20 protein-coding genes and 1 tRNA gene are annotated in these 16,370 nt (G+C 41.3%); 10 read left to right on the top strand and 11 right to left on the bottom strand.

The window, feature by feature from the left end:
- Window positions 1-336: 336 nt before the first annotated feature.
- From pfkA to cmk, 3 genes are all read right to left on the bottom strand, one after another.
- The gene (pfkA, locus tag DW173_RS05055) at window positions 337-1,317 is read right to left on the bottom strand and encodes a 6-phosphofructokinase (protein WP_004297914.1); all 981 of its coding nucleotides are present in this window, start codon (window positions 1,315-1,317) and stop codon (window positions 337-339) included.
- 201 nt (window positions 1,318-1,518) lie between these two features.
- Complete coding sequence (locus tag DW173_RS05050) at window positions 1,519-2,388, bottom strand: 4-hydroxy-3-methylbut-2-enyl diphosphate reductase (RefSeq protein ID WP_004306786.1); 870 nt, start codon at window positions 2,386-2,388, stop codon at window positions 1,519-1,521.
- A gap of 8 nt (window positions 2,389-2,396) precedes the next feature.
- Window positions 2,397-3,230, bottom strand: a complete 834-nt coding sequence (cmk, locus tag DW173_RS05045) for a (d)CMP kinase (protein ID WP_181985794.1) — start codon at window positions 3,228-3,230, stop codon at window positions 2,397-2,399.
- Between the two features lie 70 nt (window positions 3,231-3,300).
- On the opposite strand from cmk, the gene DW173_RS05040 reads away from it, so the two are divergent.
- From DW173_RS05040 to DW173_RS05000, 9 genes are all read left to right on the top strand, one after another.
- Window positions 3,301-3,984: an energy transducer TonB gene (locus DW173_RS05040; protein WP_004321840.1), complete on the top strand. Its 684-nt coding sequence runs from the start codon at window positions 3,301-3,303 to the stop codon at window positions 3,982-3,984.
- Window positions 3,985-4,053: 69 nt separating this feature from the next.
- Complete coding sequence (locus DW173_RS05035; protein ID WP_120143947.1) at window positions 4,054-5,028, top strand: polyprenyl synthetase family protein; 975 nt, start codon at window positions 4,054-4,056, stop codon at window positions 5,026-5,028.
- 15 nt (window positions 5,029-5,043) lie between these two features.
- Window positions 5,044-5,760 carry a hypothetical protein gene (locus DW173_RS05030; protein WP_009038744.1) on the top strand — a complete coding sequence of 239 codons (717 nt, stop codon included), beginning with the start codon at window positions 5,044-5,046 and terminating at the stop codon, window positions 5,758-5,760.
- Complete coding sequence (locus DW173_RS05025; protein ID WP_008024783.1) at window positions 5,754-6,530, top strand: TatD family hydrolase; 777 nt, start codon at window positions 5,754-5,756, stop codon at window positions 6,528-6,530. Before DW173_RS05030 ends, DW173_RS05025 begins: the two co-directional genes overlap by 7 nt.
- Before the next feature lie 120 nt (window positions 6,531-6,650).
- Window positions 6,651-6,738, top strand: a tRNA-Ser gene (locus DW173_RS05020).
- Window positions 6,739-6,812: 74 nt separating this feature from the next.
- Window positions 6,813-7,613, top strand: coding sequence for a MotA/TolQ/ExbB proton channel family protein (locus DW173_RS05015; RefSeq protein ID WP_004315775.1), 801 nt, complete (start codon window positions 6,813-6,815; stop codon window positions 7,611-7,613).
- A 6-nt stretch (window positions 7,614-7,619) separates the two neighbouring features.
- Window positions 7,620-8,105: a hypothetical protein gene (locus DW173_RS05010; protein ID WP_008019454.1), complete on the top strand. Its 486-nt coding sequence runs from the start codon at window positions 7,620-7,622 to the stop codon at window positions 8,103-8,105.
- Between the two features lie 36 nt (window positions 8,106-8,141).
- On the top strand, window positions 8,142-8,735 hold the full coding sequence (locus DW173_RS05005; protein WP_004315773.1) for an ExbD/TolR family protein: 594 nt from the start codon (window positions 8,142-8,144) through the stop codon (window positions 8,733-8,735).
- Between the two features lie 3 nt (window positions 8,736-8,738).
- Window positions 8,739-9,209 (top strand): ExbD/TolR family protein, encoded by a 471-nt coding sequence (locus DW173_RS05000; RefSeq protein WP_004315772.1) that lies wholly within the window; start codon window positions 8,739-8,741, stop codon window positions 9,207-9,209.
- 111 nt (window positions 9,210-9,320) lie between these two features.
- On the opposite strand, the gene DW173_RS04995 is transcribed toward DW173_RS05000, so the two are convergent.
- Together DW173_RS04995 and DW173_RS04990 are read right to left on the bottom strand one after the other, a co-directional pair.
- Window positions 9,321-9,860 carry a GNAT family N-acetyltransferase gene (locus DW173_RS04995; protein ID WP_008024780.1) on the bottom strand — a complete coding sequence of 180 codons (540 nt, stop codon included), beginning with the start codon at window positions 9,858-9,860 and terminating at the stop codon, window positions 9,321-9,323.
- A gap of 98 nt (window positions 9,861-9,958) precedes the next feature.
- Complete coding sequence (locus DW173_RS04990) at window positions 9,959-11,236, bottom strand: IgA Peptidase M64 (protein ID WP_118195667.1); 1,278 nt, start codon at window positions 11,234-11,236, stop codon at window positions 9,959-9,961.
- Between the two features lie 152 nt (window positions 11,237-11,388).
- On the opposite strand from DW173_RS04990, the gene DW173_RS04985 reads away from it, so the two are divergent.
- Window positions 11,389-11,868: an Lrp/AsnC family transcriptional regulator gene (locus DW173_RS04985; protein WP_004315769.1), complete on the top strand. Its 480-nt coding sequence runs from the start codon at window positions 11,389-11,391 to the stop codon at window positions 11,866-11,868.
- Window positions 11,869-11,914: 46 nt separating this feature from the next.
- Here DW173_RS04985 and DW173_RS04980 read toward each other — a convergent pair whose 3' ends face one another.
- From DW173_RS04980 to DW173_RS04955, 6 genes are all read right to left on the bottom strand, one after another.
- Window positions 11,915-12,409, bottom strand: a complete 495-nt coding sequence (locus DW173_RS04980) for a dihydrofolate reductase (protein ID WP_004315768.1) — start codon at window positions 12,407-12,409, stop codon at window positions 11,915-11,917.
- 5 nt (window positions 12,410-12,414) lie between these two features.
- Window positions 12,415-13,209, bottom strand: a complete 795-nt coding sequence (locus tag DW173_RS04975) for a thymidylate synthase (RefSeq protein ID WP_008019458.1) — start codon at window positions 13,207-13,209, stop codon at window positions 12,415-12,417.
- 39 nt (window positions 13,210-13,248) lie between these two features.
- Window positions 13,249-14,520 carry a cardiolipin synthase gene (gene cls / locus DW173_RS04970; protein WP_008024771.1) on the bottom strand — a complete coding sequence of 424 codons (1,272 nt, stop codon included), beginning with the start codon at window positions 14,518-14,520 and terminating at the stop codon, window positions 13,249-13,251.
- A 186-nt stretch (window positions 14,521-14,706) separates the two neighbouring features.
- Window positions 14,707-15,036, bottom strand: coding sequence for a DUF5056 domain-containing protein (locus DW173_RS04965; RefSeq protein ID WP_049702122.1), 330 nt, complete (start codon window positions 15,034-15,036; stop codon window positions 14,707-14,709).
- Entirely contained in the window at window positions 15,017-15,568 is a 552-nt protein-coding gene (locus DW173_RS04960; protein ID WP_004314132.1) for an RNA polymerase sigma factor, read from the bottom strand. Before DW173_RS04960 ends, DW173_RS04965 begins: the two co-directional genes overlap by 20 nt.
- On the bottom strand, window positions 15,565-16,350 hold the full coding sequence (locus DW173_RS04955) for a DUF6249 domain-containing protein (protein WP_120143945.1): 786 nt from the start codon (window positions 16,348-16,350) through the stop codon (window positions 15,565-15,567). Before DW173_RS04955 ends, DW173_RS04960 begins: the two co-directional genes overlap by 4 nt.
- Window positions 16,351-16,370 lie beyond the last annotated feature (20 nt).

Below are 16,370 nucleotides of genomic sequence, written 5' to 3'. Positions count from 1 at the left end.
TGCAAGGCTTATACTGTGTTGCAGATACTTTGATCTGCAACCTATCTGCAACAGTATCTGCAACGTTACAACTATCTATTAACTAGTGAATTACACGCGTTTGGTTGCAGGTGGCAGATGTTTTCATGTTTTTCAACTTTATAGTAGGAGGATTACGCATCAAAATTAGGGTCGCAACCGTAAGTCATAAAACAAATTCACCTCCGTGTCCTCTGTGGTGAAAAGAAGCATTGAATAAATGAAAGAAGAGCGGTGAATGATAAGGAAATCTCCCGTTCATCCACCGCTCTTTATCTTATAATACTGATATAAGCTGAACTCCTAAAAATAAAAAGATTAGATTGAAAGCTCTTTCAATACAGTGACAAGATCTCTCTTGATTGGTTTGTCATTCTTAATAGCCTTACTGAACGGTACGTAAACGATTTCATCATGTTCGATTCCGATCATTACGTTACGTTGATCTTCCATAATAGCATCGATAGCAGCAGCACCGAGGCGGCTTGCCAGGATACGGTCGTGGGCAGTCGGGCTACCACCACGTTGCAAGTGACCTAAGATCGTCACACGTACATCGTATTGCGGGTATTCGTTTTTCACACGTTCGGCATAATGCATGGCTCCTCCGGTCAGTTCGCTTTCGGCTACCAATACAATACTACTGTTTTTTGATTTACGGAATCCGTTCTTGATAAACTCTTCCAGTTGGTCGACTTCCGTACTGAATTCCGGAATAATAGCAGCTTCCGCTCCCGAAGCGATGGCTCCGTTCAGTGCAAGGAAACCGGCATCACGTCCCATCACTTCAACAAAAAACAAACGTTCGTGTGAAGTGGCCGTGTCGCGGATCTTATCCACAGCGTCCAATATCGTATTTAATGCAGTGTCATATCCGATGGTAGTATCTGTACCGTAAAGGTCATTATCAATAGTTCCCGGCAGTCCGATACATGGAACATCAAATTCCTGTGCAAAGATACGTGCACCTGTCAGTGAACCGTCTCCACCAATGATAACCAAGGCATCAATGCCTTCTTTTTTCATATTATCATAAGCCAACTGGCGACCTTCCGGAGTCGTGAACTCTTTACAACGGGCTGTTTTCAGGATAGTACCACCCAACTGGATGATATTACTCACATTCTGACTCTTAAATTCTTTGATTTCACCCGTGACCAGACCTTTATAGCCTCTGTATATACCTTTGACTTGCAATCCATTGTAGATAGCTGCACGTGTCACTGCACGTATAGCAGCGTTCATTCCCGGAGCATCACCTCCGGAGGTCAAAATTCCGATACACTTAACTGTTCCCATATAACAATCTCTCATTAATTAGTTTGACGCGGCAAATGTACAATAAAAAGTTGAAAGCAGCGGTTATGAAGTTTTTTTTCGTATGAAGAAAACATTAAAAATGTTCAAATAGCCCTTTCTTGCTTTCTTTTTATTCATTCGTGTTACTTTGCCGTTTTTTCTTATGTTGCTTTGCTATTATTCTTTATATGAATAAAGCAATTATTCTTTGATAAGCGTCCGAATGTGATTGTAAATCTTCTCCATCAACCATTTCGGAGTAGAAGTCGCCCCACATACACCAATCGATTTTACGTTTTGAAGAAGAGAAGGATCGATTTCTTTCTCGTTATCTATCAAATGCGAATTAGCGTTCACCTTCAAACATTCTTCAAACAGCATCTTTCCGTTCGAACTCTTTTTGCCGCTGACGAAGAAGATCAAATCGTGTGTAGCCGCAAACTCCCGGAGCTTAGGCATACGGTTGGCAACCTGACGGCAGATCGTATCATAATATTCGAAAGTCGCCTCCGGTGAAATATGTTGTTTGAAGTATTCTACGATTTCTTGAAATTCGTCCAGTGACTTGGTTGTCTGTGAGAAAAGGCGGATACTTTTATTTAAATCCAGCTTTTTGGCTTCCTCTGCCTTTTCAATCACAATTGCTTTTCCGTCTGTCTGCCCTACCAGTCCCAGCACTTCAGCGTGTCCGCTCTTGCCGTAGATGACAATTTGTTTTTCTTCGTCACTGTCTGCCAGATACCCTTGTCGGATGCGTTTTTGCAAACGTAATACAACCGGACAGGTCGCATCGATAATCTCGATCTTATTTTCACGGGCAATCATATAAGTTTCCGGTGGCTCTCCATGCGCCCGGAGCAATACTTTTGCATTTTTCAATTGCTTGAATTCTTCCCGATTGATAGTGATTAATCCCATCGTTTTCAGCCTGTCCACTTCCCGGCTATTATGCACAATGTCTCCGAGGCAATAGAGTGTTTCTCCCTTTGCCAACTCTTCTTCTGCCTTATGAATGGCTGTCACCACACCAAAGCAGAAGCCGGAACCTTCGTCTATCTCTACCTTGATCATAAAACAAACTATTTACTTACCTTATTAAATTGTTCGAAAAGCCATTTTTTCTGCTCTTCAATCGATAAGTCGGTATTATCCAGGAGCAGCGCATCTTCTGCTTTGCGCAACGGACTTACTTCACGGTTTTGATCGATATAATCCCGTTGTTTCACATTTTCCAGAATCTCGTCGAAGCTGGCTGCCTGTCCCTTTGCTTTCAGCTCGTCATAACGGCGTTGAGCACGGATTTCGGGAGTGGCGGTTACAAATATTTTCAGTTCCGCATCCGGGAAAACAGTGGTACCTATGTCCCGGCCATCCATGACAATCCCCTTCTCATTTCCCATTGCTTGTTGTTGAGCTACCATTGCTTCACGTACGAAGTCGAGCGTACTGATAGGACTCACTTTGGAAGAAACCTCCATCGAACGGATTTTATTCTCTACATTCACACCGTTGAGATAAGTGTCGGGACGTCCGGTTTCCTTATTCAGCCGGAACGATATATGAATGTCCTTAATTTCTTTTTTCAGCCTCTCCGTATCGATAACGTCTCCGTCGAAAATTCCGTTTTCTATACTATATAAAGTGACCGCACGATACATGGCTCCGCTGTCAATGTAAATGTAGCCCACTTCACGGGCCAGATCTTTAGCCATTGTGCTTTTTCCGCAAGAGGAAAAACCATCGATTGCAATTGTTATCTTTTTCATATTCAGTTCATCTGATTTGTCCGCCAAAGATACGGTAAATTTGAAAATCAACCATAAGTTTGCCGTTAAAAGGAGCAAGACAAGTACGAAAGAATTAAAAAAGTTAAAAAGCCGGATAAAAAGAGGCAAAGAGGGGAACGAATACATGAAAATGTACTATATTTGCCCGGAGACACATGAAAGGACACTTTTTTTTAATCATTATATTAATAAATTTATGGAAGTTAAAAAATCACCCAAAGCAGACCTGGAAGGCAAGAAGTCTACATGGTTGCTCGTTGGTTACGTGGTAGTTCTAGCTTTCATGTTCGTGGCGTTCGAATGGACCCAGCGTGACGTGAAGATTGATACAAGCCAGGCAGTAGCTGATGTCGTGTTTGAAGAGGAAATTATTCCTATTACCGAAACCCCTGAACAAGCGGCTCCACCACCACCTGAAGCTCCAAAAGTAGCAGAATTGCTGGAGATTGTGGATGATAAAGCTGATATTGAGGAAACAACAACTATTATCAATGAAGATAACCAAGCTCGTGTAGAAGTAAAATATGTGCCTGTACAAGTTGTTGAAGAAGAACCGGAAGAACAGACTATTTTCGAGGTTGTAGAAAACATGCCGGACTTCCCGGGCGGACAAGCAGCTTTGATGCAGTATCTGGCAAAGAATATTAAATATCCGACTATCGCACAGGAAAACGGAACTCAAGGACGTGTTATCGTACAGTTCGTTGTTAACAAAGACGGTAGTATCGTAGATGCGAAGGTTGTACGTAGCGTTGACCCGTATCTGGATAAAGAAGCCCTCCGTGTGATTAATACCATGCCGAAGTGGAAACCAGGTATGCAGCGCGGAAAACCGGTACGTGTTAAATTTACGGTTCCTGTGATGTTTAGATTGCAGTAATTTGTAATAATATAAATTAGGAGGCTGCTTTCGGCAGCCTCTTTTTATTCATTAATTTTTTTATTCATCATGTTTACAGCTTCTCAATTACTTGATAAGATAAATAATCATATTTCTGAAATTCAGTTTACCCGGACGCCGAAAGGACTTTATGAACCGATTGAATATATCCTTTCTCTGGGTGGGAAGCGGATACGTCCTGTATTAATGTTGATGGGATATAACTTGTATCGGGAGGATGTGGCGTCTATATACGATCCTGCCACTGCAATTGAAGTTTACCACAACCACACCTTGTTGCATGATGATTTGATGGATCGCTCGGATGTGCGCAGAGGCAAACCTACTGTACACAAAGTATGGAACGATAACACTGCTGTTCTTTCAGGAGATGCTATGTTGATTCTGGCATTTCGCTATATGACGGGATGTCCGCAGGAACATTTGAAAGAAGTGATGGATTTATTCAGTCTGACTACACTTGAGATCTGTGAAGGGCAGCAGCTGGATATGGAATTTGAGTCCCGCTGTGATGTGACAGAAGACGAATACATTGAAATGATTCGTTTGAAAACGGCAGTGTTGCTTGCTGCTAGTCTTAAAATCGGTGCAATTTTGGCAGGAGCGACTGCTGAAGATGCAGAGAATCTTTATCATTTTGGGATGCATATCGGAGTTGCGTTCCAATTGCAGGATGATTTGTTGGATGTATATGGAGACCCGGAAGTGTTCGGGAAGAAGATAGGCGGAGACATTCTTTGCAATAAAAAAACATATATGCTTATCAAAGCACTGGAGCACGCAGATGAAAAGCAGCAGGAAGAATTGAATCGTTGGTTGAATACAGAAACTTTTCAACCAGCAGAAAAAATAAAAGCGGTAACTGAAATCTATAATCAGTTGAATATCCGTAATGTCTGCGAAAACAAAATGCGCGAATATTACACCCTTGCTATGGAAAGCCTGGCTGCAGTCGCCGTTGCAGAAGACAGGAAAAAAGAATTGAAGAATCTTGTGAAATTATTAATGTATCGTGAAATGTAGCTAAGTGTCAGAGATATGCCTTACAGACGATTACCAAATACTGATCAAGCAAGAGTTCGGGCGTTGAAAGCGGCAGTCGAAAAGGGGGAGATGTATAACGTACGTGACTTGGCTATTACATTAAAGACATTATTTGAGGCACGTAATTTCTTACATCGGTTCGAGGCTGCGCAAATTTATTATACACAGTGTTACAACAACCAGTCGCGTGCCAGCCGTAAGCATCAGATGAACGTGAAGACCGCCCGGTTGTATATCTCTCATTTTATCCAAGTACTCAATTTGGCAGTACTTCGCGATGAAATCAAAGTGGCGCATAAAGAATTATATGGCCTGCCTGCTTCAAACACAGTGCCGGACCTGTTGAGTGAAGCCGCACTGGTAGAGTGGGGGAAGAAAATAATTGAAGGCGAACAACAAAGAACAACTCAAGGCGGCATACCTATTTATAATCCGACTATTGCACGTGTAAAAGTGCATTATGATATTTTTCTGGAAAGCTACGAACGGCAGAAAAACTATCAGGCATTAACCAGTCGCAGTCTTGATGAATTGGCATCCATGCGTGACCGTGCAGATGAATTGATTCTGGATATCTGGAACCAGGTAGAAGCTAAATATCAGGATGTCACTCCCAATGATACCAGATTAGAAAAATGTCGCGACTACGGACTGATATATTATTATCGTTCCAGCGAGAAAGTAAAAGAAGAAAAAGAAATATCATGCTGATAGATACTCATTCTCACCTTTTTGTTGAAGAATTTACCGAAGACCTGCCGCAGGTGATGGAACGTGCACGGAAAGCGGGAGTTTCCTATATTTTCATGCCCAATATAGACAGTACCACCATTGATGCTATGTTGTCAGTGTGTAGGGATTATCCGGGTTTTTGCTATCCGATGATCGGGCTGCACCCGACTTCCGTCAATGAATCCTATGAACAGGAATTAGCAGTTGTACGCAAGTACTTGTCGACTTCTAATGAATTTGTGGCTATCGGAGAAATAGGCCTCGACCTTTATTGGGACAAGACTTTTCTGAAAGAACAAATTTTGGCTTTTGAAAAGCAAATAGAGTGGGCATTAGAGTATGACCTTCCGATTGTAATTCATTCAAGAGAAGCATTTGAATATATATATAAGGTAATGGAGCCCTATAAAAAGACGCCATTGACCGGCATTTTTCATAGTTTCACCGGGACATCGGAAGAAGCGGCGAAATTGTTGGAATTCGAAGGATTTATGTTAGGTATTAACGGAGTCGTTACTTTTAAGAAATCGACTTTACCGGAAACACTGACGACAGTTCCTTTGGAACGCATTGTGCTCGAAACCGACTCCCCTTATTTAGCTCCTGTGCCGAACCGGGGGAAGAGAAATGAGAGCGCCAATGTAAAAGACACACTTATGAAGGTGGCGGAGATTTATCAGATAACTCCAGAGCACGTAGCAGAGGTCACTTCTGTTAATGCGCTAAAAGTGTTTGGAATCCGCAAATAAGGTTCGAAAGGTTTTAAATTATATTAATTTGCAGTATTTATTCAAGATAAAAGAGGGAGAATGCTTCAAGAAAAGAAAAAAAAGAATACATTTGTAGCTGAAAATGCAGAAAACATGCAGGGAGAGATGCTCGAGTGGTTGAAGAGGCACGCCTGGAAAGCGTGTATACGCCAAAAGTGTATCCGGGGTTCGAATCCCCGTCTCTCCGCAGACATGAAAAAGAGAAGAGAAGTAAATACAATAATAATAATCAATTAATTAATCTTAAAAATTAGACACACAATGAAAAAGTTATTTGCAATTGTTGCTGTGATTGGGGCCTTCACTTTTGGCTCAATTCAACTTGCTCAGGCTCAAGATGCTCCTGCAGCAGAACAAACTGAACAACAAGCTGCTCCTGCCGCTGAAGCTACTACTGCTGCTGCTCCTGCTGCAGAAGAAGGTGGTATTCACAAGGAAATCAAAGTTAAATTCATCGAAGGTACTGCATCTTTCATGAGTTTGGTAGCTATCGCTTTGGTGATCGGTTTGGCTTTCTGTATCGAACGTATCATTTATTTGAGTTTGGCCGAAATCAACACAAAAAAATTCATGGCATCTATCGAAGCTGCTTTGGAAAAAGGTGATGTTGAAGCTGCTAAAGACATTGCTCGTAACACCAGAGGTCCGGTTGCTTCTATTTACTATCAAGGTCTGATGAGAATTGATCAGGGTATTGATGTAGTTGAGAAGTCAGTTGTATCTTACGGTGGTGTACAGGCTGGTTACCTTGAAAAAGGATGTTCTTGGATCACACTGTTTATCGCAATGGCTCCGTCACTCGGATTCTTGGGTACTGTAATCGGTATGGTGCAGGCATTTGATAAAATCCAGCAGGTAGGTGATATCTCTCCGACGGTTGTTGCAGGTGGTATGAAAGTTGCCTTGATTACAACTATCTTCGGTTTGATCGTAGCATTGATCCTTCAGGTATTCTACAACTATGTACTTGCTAAGATTGAAGCTCTGACTAGCGAAATGGAAGATTCTTCTATCTCTTTGTTAGACATGGTAATCAAATATAACTTGAAATACAAAAAATAATCGAAGATGAGTAAGTTAACATATAGAGCATCGTATTATGCACTTTATGCGATGTTTGCCATCATCCTGATCGTATTGTGCCTTTTCTTCTTAGGAGGAGATGCAACAGGCGATGCAGTGATTGCGGGGGTAGATCCCGAGATGTGGCAGCCGGCTCAAACAGACGCCTTACTTTATTTGATGTATGCTTTGTTTGGCATTGCCATTGCAGCTACTATACTTGGTGCAATATTCCAATTTGGAGCAGCCTTGAAAGATAATCCGGCAAATGCTATCAAATCTTTACTTGGTTTGGTTCTTTTAGTTGTTGTTTTAGTTGTTGCTTGGTCTATGGGTGACGGAACACCAATGCAGATTCAGGGCTATAGCGGTACAGACAACGTTCCTTTTTGGCTGAAAATAACAGATATGTTCCTTTATTCTATTTACATCCTGTTGTTTGTAACAGTTGTTGCAATCATCGTGAGTGGCATAAAGAAGAAATTATCCTAATCAATTGAGTAATTCTCAATTAAATAAGTAATAACAATGGCAAGAGGAAAAAGAAAAGTTCCTGATATTAACTCAAGTTCTACGGCGGATATCGCTTTCTTGTTGCTGATCTTCTTCTTGATTACAACATCAATGGATACGGACCGTGGTTTGGCAAGACTTTTGCCTCCACCGCCCGAAGATCAAGATCAGGATAATACTGATAAAATCAAAGAACGTAACGTATTGCAGGTATACTTGAATAAAGATGATGCTTTGATGTGCGGTAATGATTATATCGGTGTTGATCAGTTGAGAGAGAAAGCTAAAGAATTTATTGCTAACGTTGCTAACGCAGAACATATGCCTGAAAAAACACAAAAGAATGTAGAATTCTTTGGCACATATCTGGTTAATGACAAGCACGTAATTTCTTTGCAGAATGACCGTGGATCTTCTTATCAGGCTTATATCAGCGTGCAGAACGAATTGGTGGCTGCATACAATGAATTGAGAGACGAGTTGGCTGAACAGAAATTTGGAACTACATATGCGGAATTGAATGACGATCAGCAAAAAGCGATTCGTGAAATTTATCCGCAACGAATTTCTGAAGCAGAACCTAAAAAATACGGAGAAAAAAAGAAGTAAGTAATGGGAAAATTTAATAAGACTGGTAAACGTGAAATGCCGGCATTGAATACTTCTTCGTTGCCTGACCTTATCTTTACCTTGTTGTTCTTCTTTATGATTGTAACAACAATGCGTGAGGTAACGTTAAAGGTACAGTTTACACTTCCGCAAGGTACTGAACTCGAAAAACTGGAGAAGAAATCGCTGGTAACATTCATCTATGTAGGAGAACCTACGCAGGAATATCGCGCAAAAATGGGTACTGAAAGTCGTATTCAGCTCAACGACAGCTATGCTGAAGTTGGTGAAGTACAGGACTTCATTTTCCAGGAACGTGCAAGTATGAATGAAGGTGATGCAGCTAAAATGACTGTATCTCTGAAAGTAGACCAAAAGACAAAGATGGGTATTATTACTGACGTAAAAAATGCTCTTAGAAAATCTTATGCTTTGAAGATTAACTATTCAGCTACTAAACGTGGTGAAAAGTAATTAGTTAATTTGATATATAAAAAGGAAGGGTGTCCAAATCGGTTTGGACACCCTTCTTTTTTATATATTAATATTACACATTTGTACAACTCTTTCTATCGGGATTCTTTTTTAATTGTCTTTTACTCCATATACTTCTTTATGTATTCTCTTTTTGATTGTTTCAAAATCCTTTTCACAATCCAGCTCTCCGTGTACCATTAAATACATGGGAAGAAAATCATCTCCGGGTTTGTAAGGAGGTTGACAGTAGTCTTTTTCCCATAGTGTAAAGCCCTGGCGTTGATAAAAGCTGATACGTCGTTTGGCCATTTCCTCCACCGGACGTTCTACTTCCAATACGATCGGGCGTTTTAAATAATTGCACAAGTATTCCAGTGTACGTTTTCCATAACCTCCATTTCGCAGGGCAGGATTGGTTGCAAAGTGTTCTACATAGTAGAAACTGTCAAAATCCCAATAGGTAATGAAGCCGACTGGCAGGTCATCGTCGAAGATGATGTTATTATGAAAGTTGCCCGTACGGTCAGTGTACTCGCGCAGTTGTTCCAGCTGACGGTACTCTTCCGGTGGAAATGCATCAATCAGGAGCTCTTCCATGAATTTGTAATGTTGCAGGTCCGACGTACTGATTGGTTGAAGTCTAATCATGAGGTTTGGGTTTTAAGTTTGACAATAATATGATTGTATATTGATTTTGTTTTTGGATGAGTATTTACCATTGGTTACCATCGATGATTGTTATTCAATTAAGGAACATAAAACTCAATCATTCGGCGGATGGCACGTTGACAAACCGGGCAAAACTCCGGGTATCCGTTTGTTTTCATGCGACAGTCGTAGGCAGGACGGTAAATACCTTTAGCGGAATAGCCGCCTCCTTCATATACTCCTACCGGATATTTCTTTCTTTCAGCAATAGGAGTAGGGATCGGAGTGCCTAGTGGAAGCATATCTTTCCATTTGGAAGCAAAGTTCACCTGTGTTGAAATATTCTGTTCCCACGGTTCGACATCCAGTGGATAAGTATCCGTCATCACATCATCCTCATAAAAATACTCGTCGGCCAATCCGCCAAAGCTGTGCCCGAATTCGTGCACTACCACCGGTTTGAACATAGGGTGATGAGCTGTGGTTAGCGTATAAGAATTGTATATTCCTCCTCCGCCGTATACATCTGTGTTAGCGAGGATAATGATATGCTCGTAAGGGATACCAGCCAATGCATTGTGGATAGACTTTACCCGGCTGGTAGTCAGATAGCGATCTGAATAAAAGGTATCGAAATGAGAATGAACCGCCGTTTCTTTCCACAGATTTTCGCGGGGAACACTGACACCACTATCCGTTGAAGGACTGGCTACGGCAACAATATTAAATTTACCCTTCATGGAACGGAACGGCTCGTACGAAAACAAACTTTCGCAGGTACGTTGTGCATCCTGATAGAATATATCCATTTCTTTTTCTGTATATCCCTCTGCCAGAATAGCAACATCTATGCAGTCTTTTTCATTGCCACTTTGCAGTATATACCGGTGTGGAGTAACATGTGATACTCCCCGTTTATGAATCAGTATGTCATCCGGACGCACGATATGTTTGTAAGTAGCCATTGTTTTCTTTCGCGGAGAATATAAAGTCACTTCTATTTCTACAGGCTGTTTGGGATAGGGAAGAAGAAAGGTATTCTCAAACCCTTTAGCTGTTTCTTTGGCTTCGTCTGTTGACAGCCATTCTTGAAATAAAGAAGAGAAAGAAGTTTTGTAGATACACTGTTTGCTGGCAAGGTCTTTCACAATAATTTGTCCGTTGCCTTCCAAGGGAAGTTCGGAGAGATGATGTTGACGCCCTGCCCAGGTAGGGAGCTGTGAAAGCTCATCCAGATAAATAGCCTGTTGTGTAGCATCCCCGGTAAAGATATAATCCACTCGCAATGTTTTGTTCTGAAAATAATCAGCGAAATTCTGGGCATAACTTCCTATAGAAGTGCAGAAACACAGAATGATACAGCAAATATGTTTCATATAAATGGTATATTTATGTTTTTCGCAAAGGTACGAACTATTGTTGACTTATCCGCTTTCTGCAAATAAAAGTAATAGATTATAGTATTTGTTGTCGAAAAATCGCTAACTTTGCATAAAAGATTCATTGATAAAAACAATTTGATTCAAAAATGGGACATCATCAATTAGATGCATTAGATGAGCAAATTCTGAGACTGATTGCAGGGAATGCGCGTATTCCTTTTTTAGAAGTGGCAAGAGCATGTAATGTTTCCGGTGCTGCGATCCATCAGCGTATTCAGAAGCTTACTAATCTAGGAATATTAAAAGGTTCGGAGTATGTTATCGACCCCGAGAAAATCGGATATGAGACTTGCGCTTATATTGGTATATATCTAAAAGACCCCGAATCCTTTGACTCGGTAACAAAAGCTTTAGAGGCTATCCCCGAAGTGGTGGAATGTCATTTCACTACCGGAAAATACGATATGTTTATCAAAATTTACGCGAAGAATAACCACCACTTATTGAGTATTATTCACGATAAGTTGCAACCATTGGGCTTGGCGCGTACCGAAACATTAATCTCCTTCCATGAAGCCATTAAGCGGCAGATGCCGATTATGGTCGACATAGAAGATGAAGATTAATCATTAGTCAGTATTCGTGGTTGGATCACAGTAAGAAACAATTTTTTTACTTTCTTACGTAATCAACGAAAGCATAAGAGCAGAGATGTTTCTCATCCGCAGGATGGGCTTCTCTGCTTTTTTCCTGCCATACCTTTGAAGATACTTCCGGAAAATAGGCATCAGCTTCGGGAGCTGTACTGTCTATCTCTGTCAGGCAAAGTTCGTCAGCGAAGGAAAGAGCCTGCTGATAAATGCTTGCCCCTCCTATAATATAAATATGTTCATCCTCCCGGCAACTTCTCAAAGCCGTTTCGAGTGAAGGAAACACTTCCGCACCGGAACATACCGTGTCCGGATTGGAAGATAAAACGATATTTCTTCGATTGGGCAATGCGCCTTTCGGTAATGACTCGAAAGTTTTGCGTCCCATAAGTATGGTGTTTCCGGTAGTTAATGCTTTGAAACGTTTCAAATCATTCGGTAACCAGAAAAGAAGCTTATTCTCAAAGCCTATAGCCATGCGGCGGTCTACGGCAGCAATGATGGATACTTTACTCATATTTTTTACACGGCTACTGCTCCTGCAATATGCGGATGCGGATCATAGTTTACTAACTCGAAGTCCTCAAATTTAAAATCGAAGATGTTTTTTACGTCCGGATTGATTTTCATTTGTGGCAATGGACGAGGCTCCCGTGATAATTGGAGTTTCACTTGTTCCAGATGGTTCAGGTAGATATGAGCATCACCGAAAGTATGAACGAAATCGCCGGCTTTCAAACCTGTCACTTGTGCCATCATTTGCAGTAATAATGCGTATGAAGCAATGTTGAAGGGAACACCGAGAAATATATCGGCACTGCGTTGATATAGTTGCAGGCTCAACCGCCCGTCTGCTACGTAAAACTGAAAGAATGCATGGCAGGGAGGTAGATTCATATTGTTCAAATCTGCTACGTTCCACGCACTAACGATGATACGGCGTGAATCCGGATTGTGTTTGAGTGTCTCCACTACTTCGCTGATCTGGTCGATGAAGCCGCCGTTGTAATCAGGCCATGAACGCCATTGATAACCGTAGACATGACCCAAATCACCGTTCTCGTCCGCCCATTCGTTCCAAATACGTACTCCGTGTTCCTGCAGGTATTTCACGTTTGTATCTCCTTGCAGAAACCAAAGCAATTCGTATATGATTGATTTCAGATGCAGTTTTTTGGTTGTCAGGCACGGGAAACCGTCATCAAGGTTAAAACGCATCTGATGACCGAAGATACTGATCGTTCCGGTTCCGGTACGATCACTTTTTTCCGTGCCTTCGGTAAGTACACGATTGAGTAAATCCAGGTATTGTTTCATAATGAATAATTTGCAGTGAAAATGATTCTCCGTACAAAATTACAAAAATGGAGTGAATAAATTAGCAAACCAGCCGACGAACTTCTTCCAGGGAGAACGCTTTTTCCAAAACTCCGGTGTCAGCTGGGTGCAATGCTCGATATCGTTTCGGAACATATTATTTAATTCCCCCGTTATTCTTTTATCAAAAATAAAGGCATTTGTTTCGTAGTCATATCGTAGGCTGCGGCTGTTCAGGTTGGCAGTACCGACTGTGCAGAACAAGTCGTCGACCATCATAATTTTCGAGTGATGGAATCCCCCGTTGTACATGTAGACAGTAGCTCCCCTTTTCATCAGTTTATGTAACTTATAAAGTGCGGCATCCGGGGTAAAAGGAATATCGGAAGCAGAGGAAACCATGATGGTTACATCTACTCCCCGGTCGATTGTCCGGTTCAACGCCTTTTTGATGGAAGAAGTCGGTACAAAATAAGGATTGACGATATGAACATTCTTTTGTGCCGAATAAATGCTCATGGCATAGGCATGGCTCAACATACGGCTATTCTTTTTCGGGGTACGGTCTACAATTGCTACAACGATATTTGTACTGTCTGTCTGTTCCTCATGTTGAGGAAAATAAGCTTCTCCTCCTATATTCTGTTTAGTCTCTTTGTTCCAGATCGTCAGGAAAATCTCCTGCAAATCGTTGACTGCATCCCCTTCGATACGCATGTGCATATCACGCCAGGTTCCGATTTTGGGTAGTCCGTTGATATAATAATCGGCGATATTCATTCCGCCTGTATATGCCACTTTTCCGTCGATAACAGCAATTTTGCGATGGTCGCGGTGGGCGGCATGATTGATATAAGGGAAGGTGAACGGGTCAAACTTGACGATTTCGATTCCTTGTTCACGTATTTTCTTGAGGTGTTTCTTTTTAAGGGGCTTGTTGTTCGACCAGTTTCCGAAAGCGTCAAACATAGCTCGTACTTCAACACCTTCTTTCACTTTTTCGGCTAATAAAGTGAACAAAGCATTGGCAATGGAGTCATTTCGGAAGTTGAAATATTCCAGATGAACATGGTGTTTAGCTTCCCGGATGGCTTCAAATAAATCGATAAACTTCTCCCGTCCGCTTTTTAGCAGTTTGACTTTATTATTATCAGATATAGGGATTCCCGACTCTTCCAAGAAATGCAGTACTAGGGAATCGCTTGTTAGTCTGATTGAGTCTCTGGGCTGCGTCATCAGACTGTCGATGACATCTGCCTGAACATGTAATAAAGGCAGGAATAGAAATAAAATAAATATACGTAGTTTCAAAACTCTTCTCTCTATTTTAGTTTACAGAGCAACAAATATACAACATCTATGTTTGGGCTTACTTGGAGTAAAGGGTAGATTTATTATTGTTTAACACTAAAAGAGAGGGATAAAGAGTTCTTTGACTCATAAAGATAAAAATCCGGGAAACTTATGCTTTGGACTTTTAATCTGTATTTATTTTGTTTATGCCATAGAAGCAACCTTTCGTGTAGCCATAAATAATAGTACAACAGCTGCGATAATAATTGACTTTGGATCAAGGCTGGTAGTGCCATGATTAATCATGCCGATAAATACTTCTCTTATTGTTCCCCAAGCTGCTTCCAATCCGCCTAACCATACGAAAAGTACGGCAGCCACAGTCATTACGAAGGCACTCCAGATACGAGCCAGATGGTTGCTACGACCGGGTAAATGGTGCATGACACGGCGACTGAATCCGTTGTCTGCTATTTCCTGCTTGTTTTCTGCGAAGAAATCGCGCAAGAGCTTATCATTGTCTATTTCTGTCATAACCGTTTTGTTTTAAATACGTTGCTAATTTTTCTTTTCCACGTGACAGGTGGCTTTTCACCGTTCCTGACGGTACTCCTACAATACCTGCTATTTTGTCAATACTAATGTCCTCCATATAGAACAACATAATGCAGGTTCTTTCCACTTCCTTCAGCATTTTGAGTGACTGATAAACATCCATTTTCTGTCCTACATTCTCTTGTTCGGTACTGTTGATGGCGTCTATTTCTTTTGTATCCAAGTCGGCTGTCTCTTTCCGGCTGCGAATATAATCATAAAAAACATTATAAGCAATACGGTACAGCCACGTAGAGAAACTTGACAAGTTTCGGAAAGAGGCAATGTTTGTATATGCTTTGATAAATGTATCTTGTGCAAGGTCGTCACTCAATTCGCTGTCGCCGCAAGTCAGGTTCAGGAAGAATCGCCGGATGGGCGACTGGTACTTCTCCACCAACTGGTCGAAGGCCCTGGTGTTCTTGAACACCACGACCTGCGCGACTAACGATATATCATTGAGTTGGCTCATTTATTCTCGTCGTTCTTTGCTTCGTTTACTTCATTATGTTTCTCTCCGGATTCGGAAGGGATAATTTCGAAGCTATCGTTTTTGACGTTATCCTGATTCTTTTTTTCATCTTTATGGGTAGTATACGTCCGGGGAGCATCTGTACCTTGAGCCTGTTGTTTACTACCGATGATCCATTGTCCGATACCCATAAATGTAACGAGTAAACCGATCGCTCCAATTCCGAATTCACCGGTGATTGCCCAAAGGAAGATGAAAAGACCGATACCTGTAAAGGTGTTTTTGATGCCTTGTGAACGTGAGTCAACCGTTTTGTTTTCACGAATAAATTCTGCTGGCAATGGCTGACCTGCAGCGAGTGCCTGTTCGGCAAGACGATAGCGTGCTTTCCGATTTTTATAACGGAAGAAGAAGATTACAAACAGAATGAATACCGGAAATCCGAAAACGGCAATGATTGATATGATTGCTACGAGAATTCCTCCGTTGATACCAAAGCCGTGGAATGGGAAATCGTCGTCATCCGATTCGAATGTAAAACTGGCCTTACCATGACCAGTACTGATATTACTTGAGTTTGCATCTACTTCTGTGGAATCAGTGTCCGCTGTATCTACACCGATGACTGTGACAGCAGTATTGTTTGTTTTTGCTTTATTGTCTTTGGTCACAGTTACCTTTACTTTTCCGACGGAATCGCGGACAACAGTAGTTTGGTTTTGGGCAATAGCCAGTGTGCAAGTGGTCAGTACAACCATCAATGCTAATAGAAAATTTTTCATATCAATAGTTTTTTTATTTA

Origin of the sequence: Bacteroides sp. AM16-13 (assembly GCF_003602705.1) — a bacterium.
Taxonomy (GTDB): Bacteria; Bacteroidota; Bacteroidia; order Bacteroidales; family Bacteroidaceae; genus Bacteroides; species Bacteroides xylanisolvens.
This window is presented reverse-complemented; position numbering and strand designations above follow the sequence as displayed.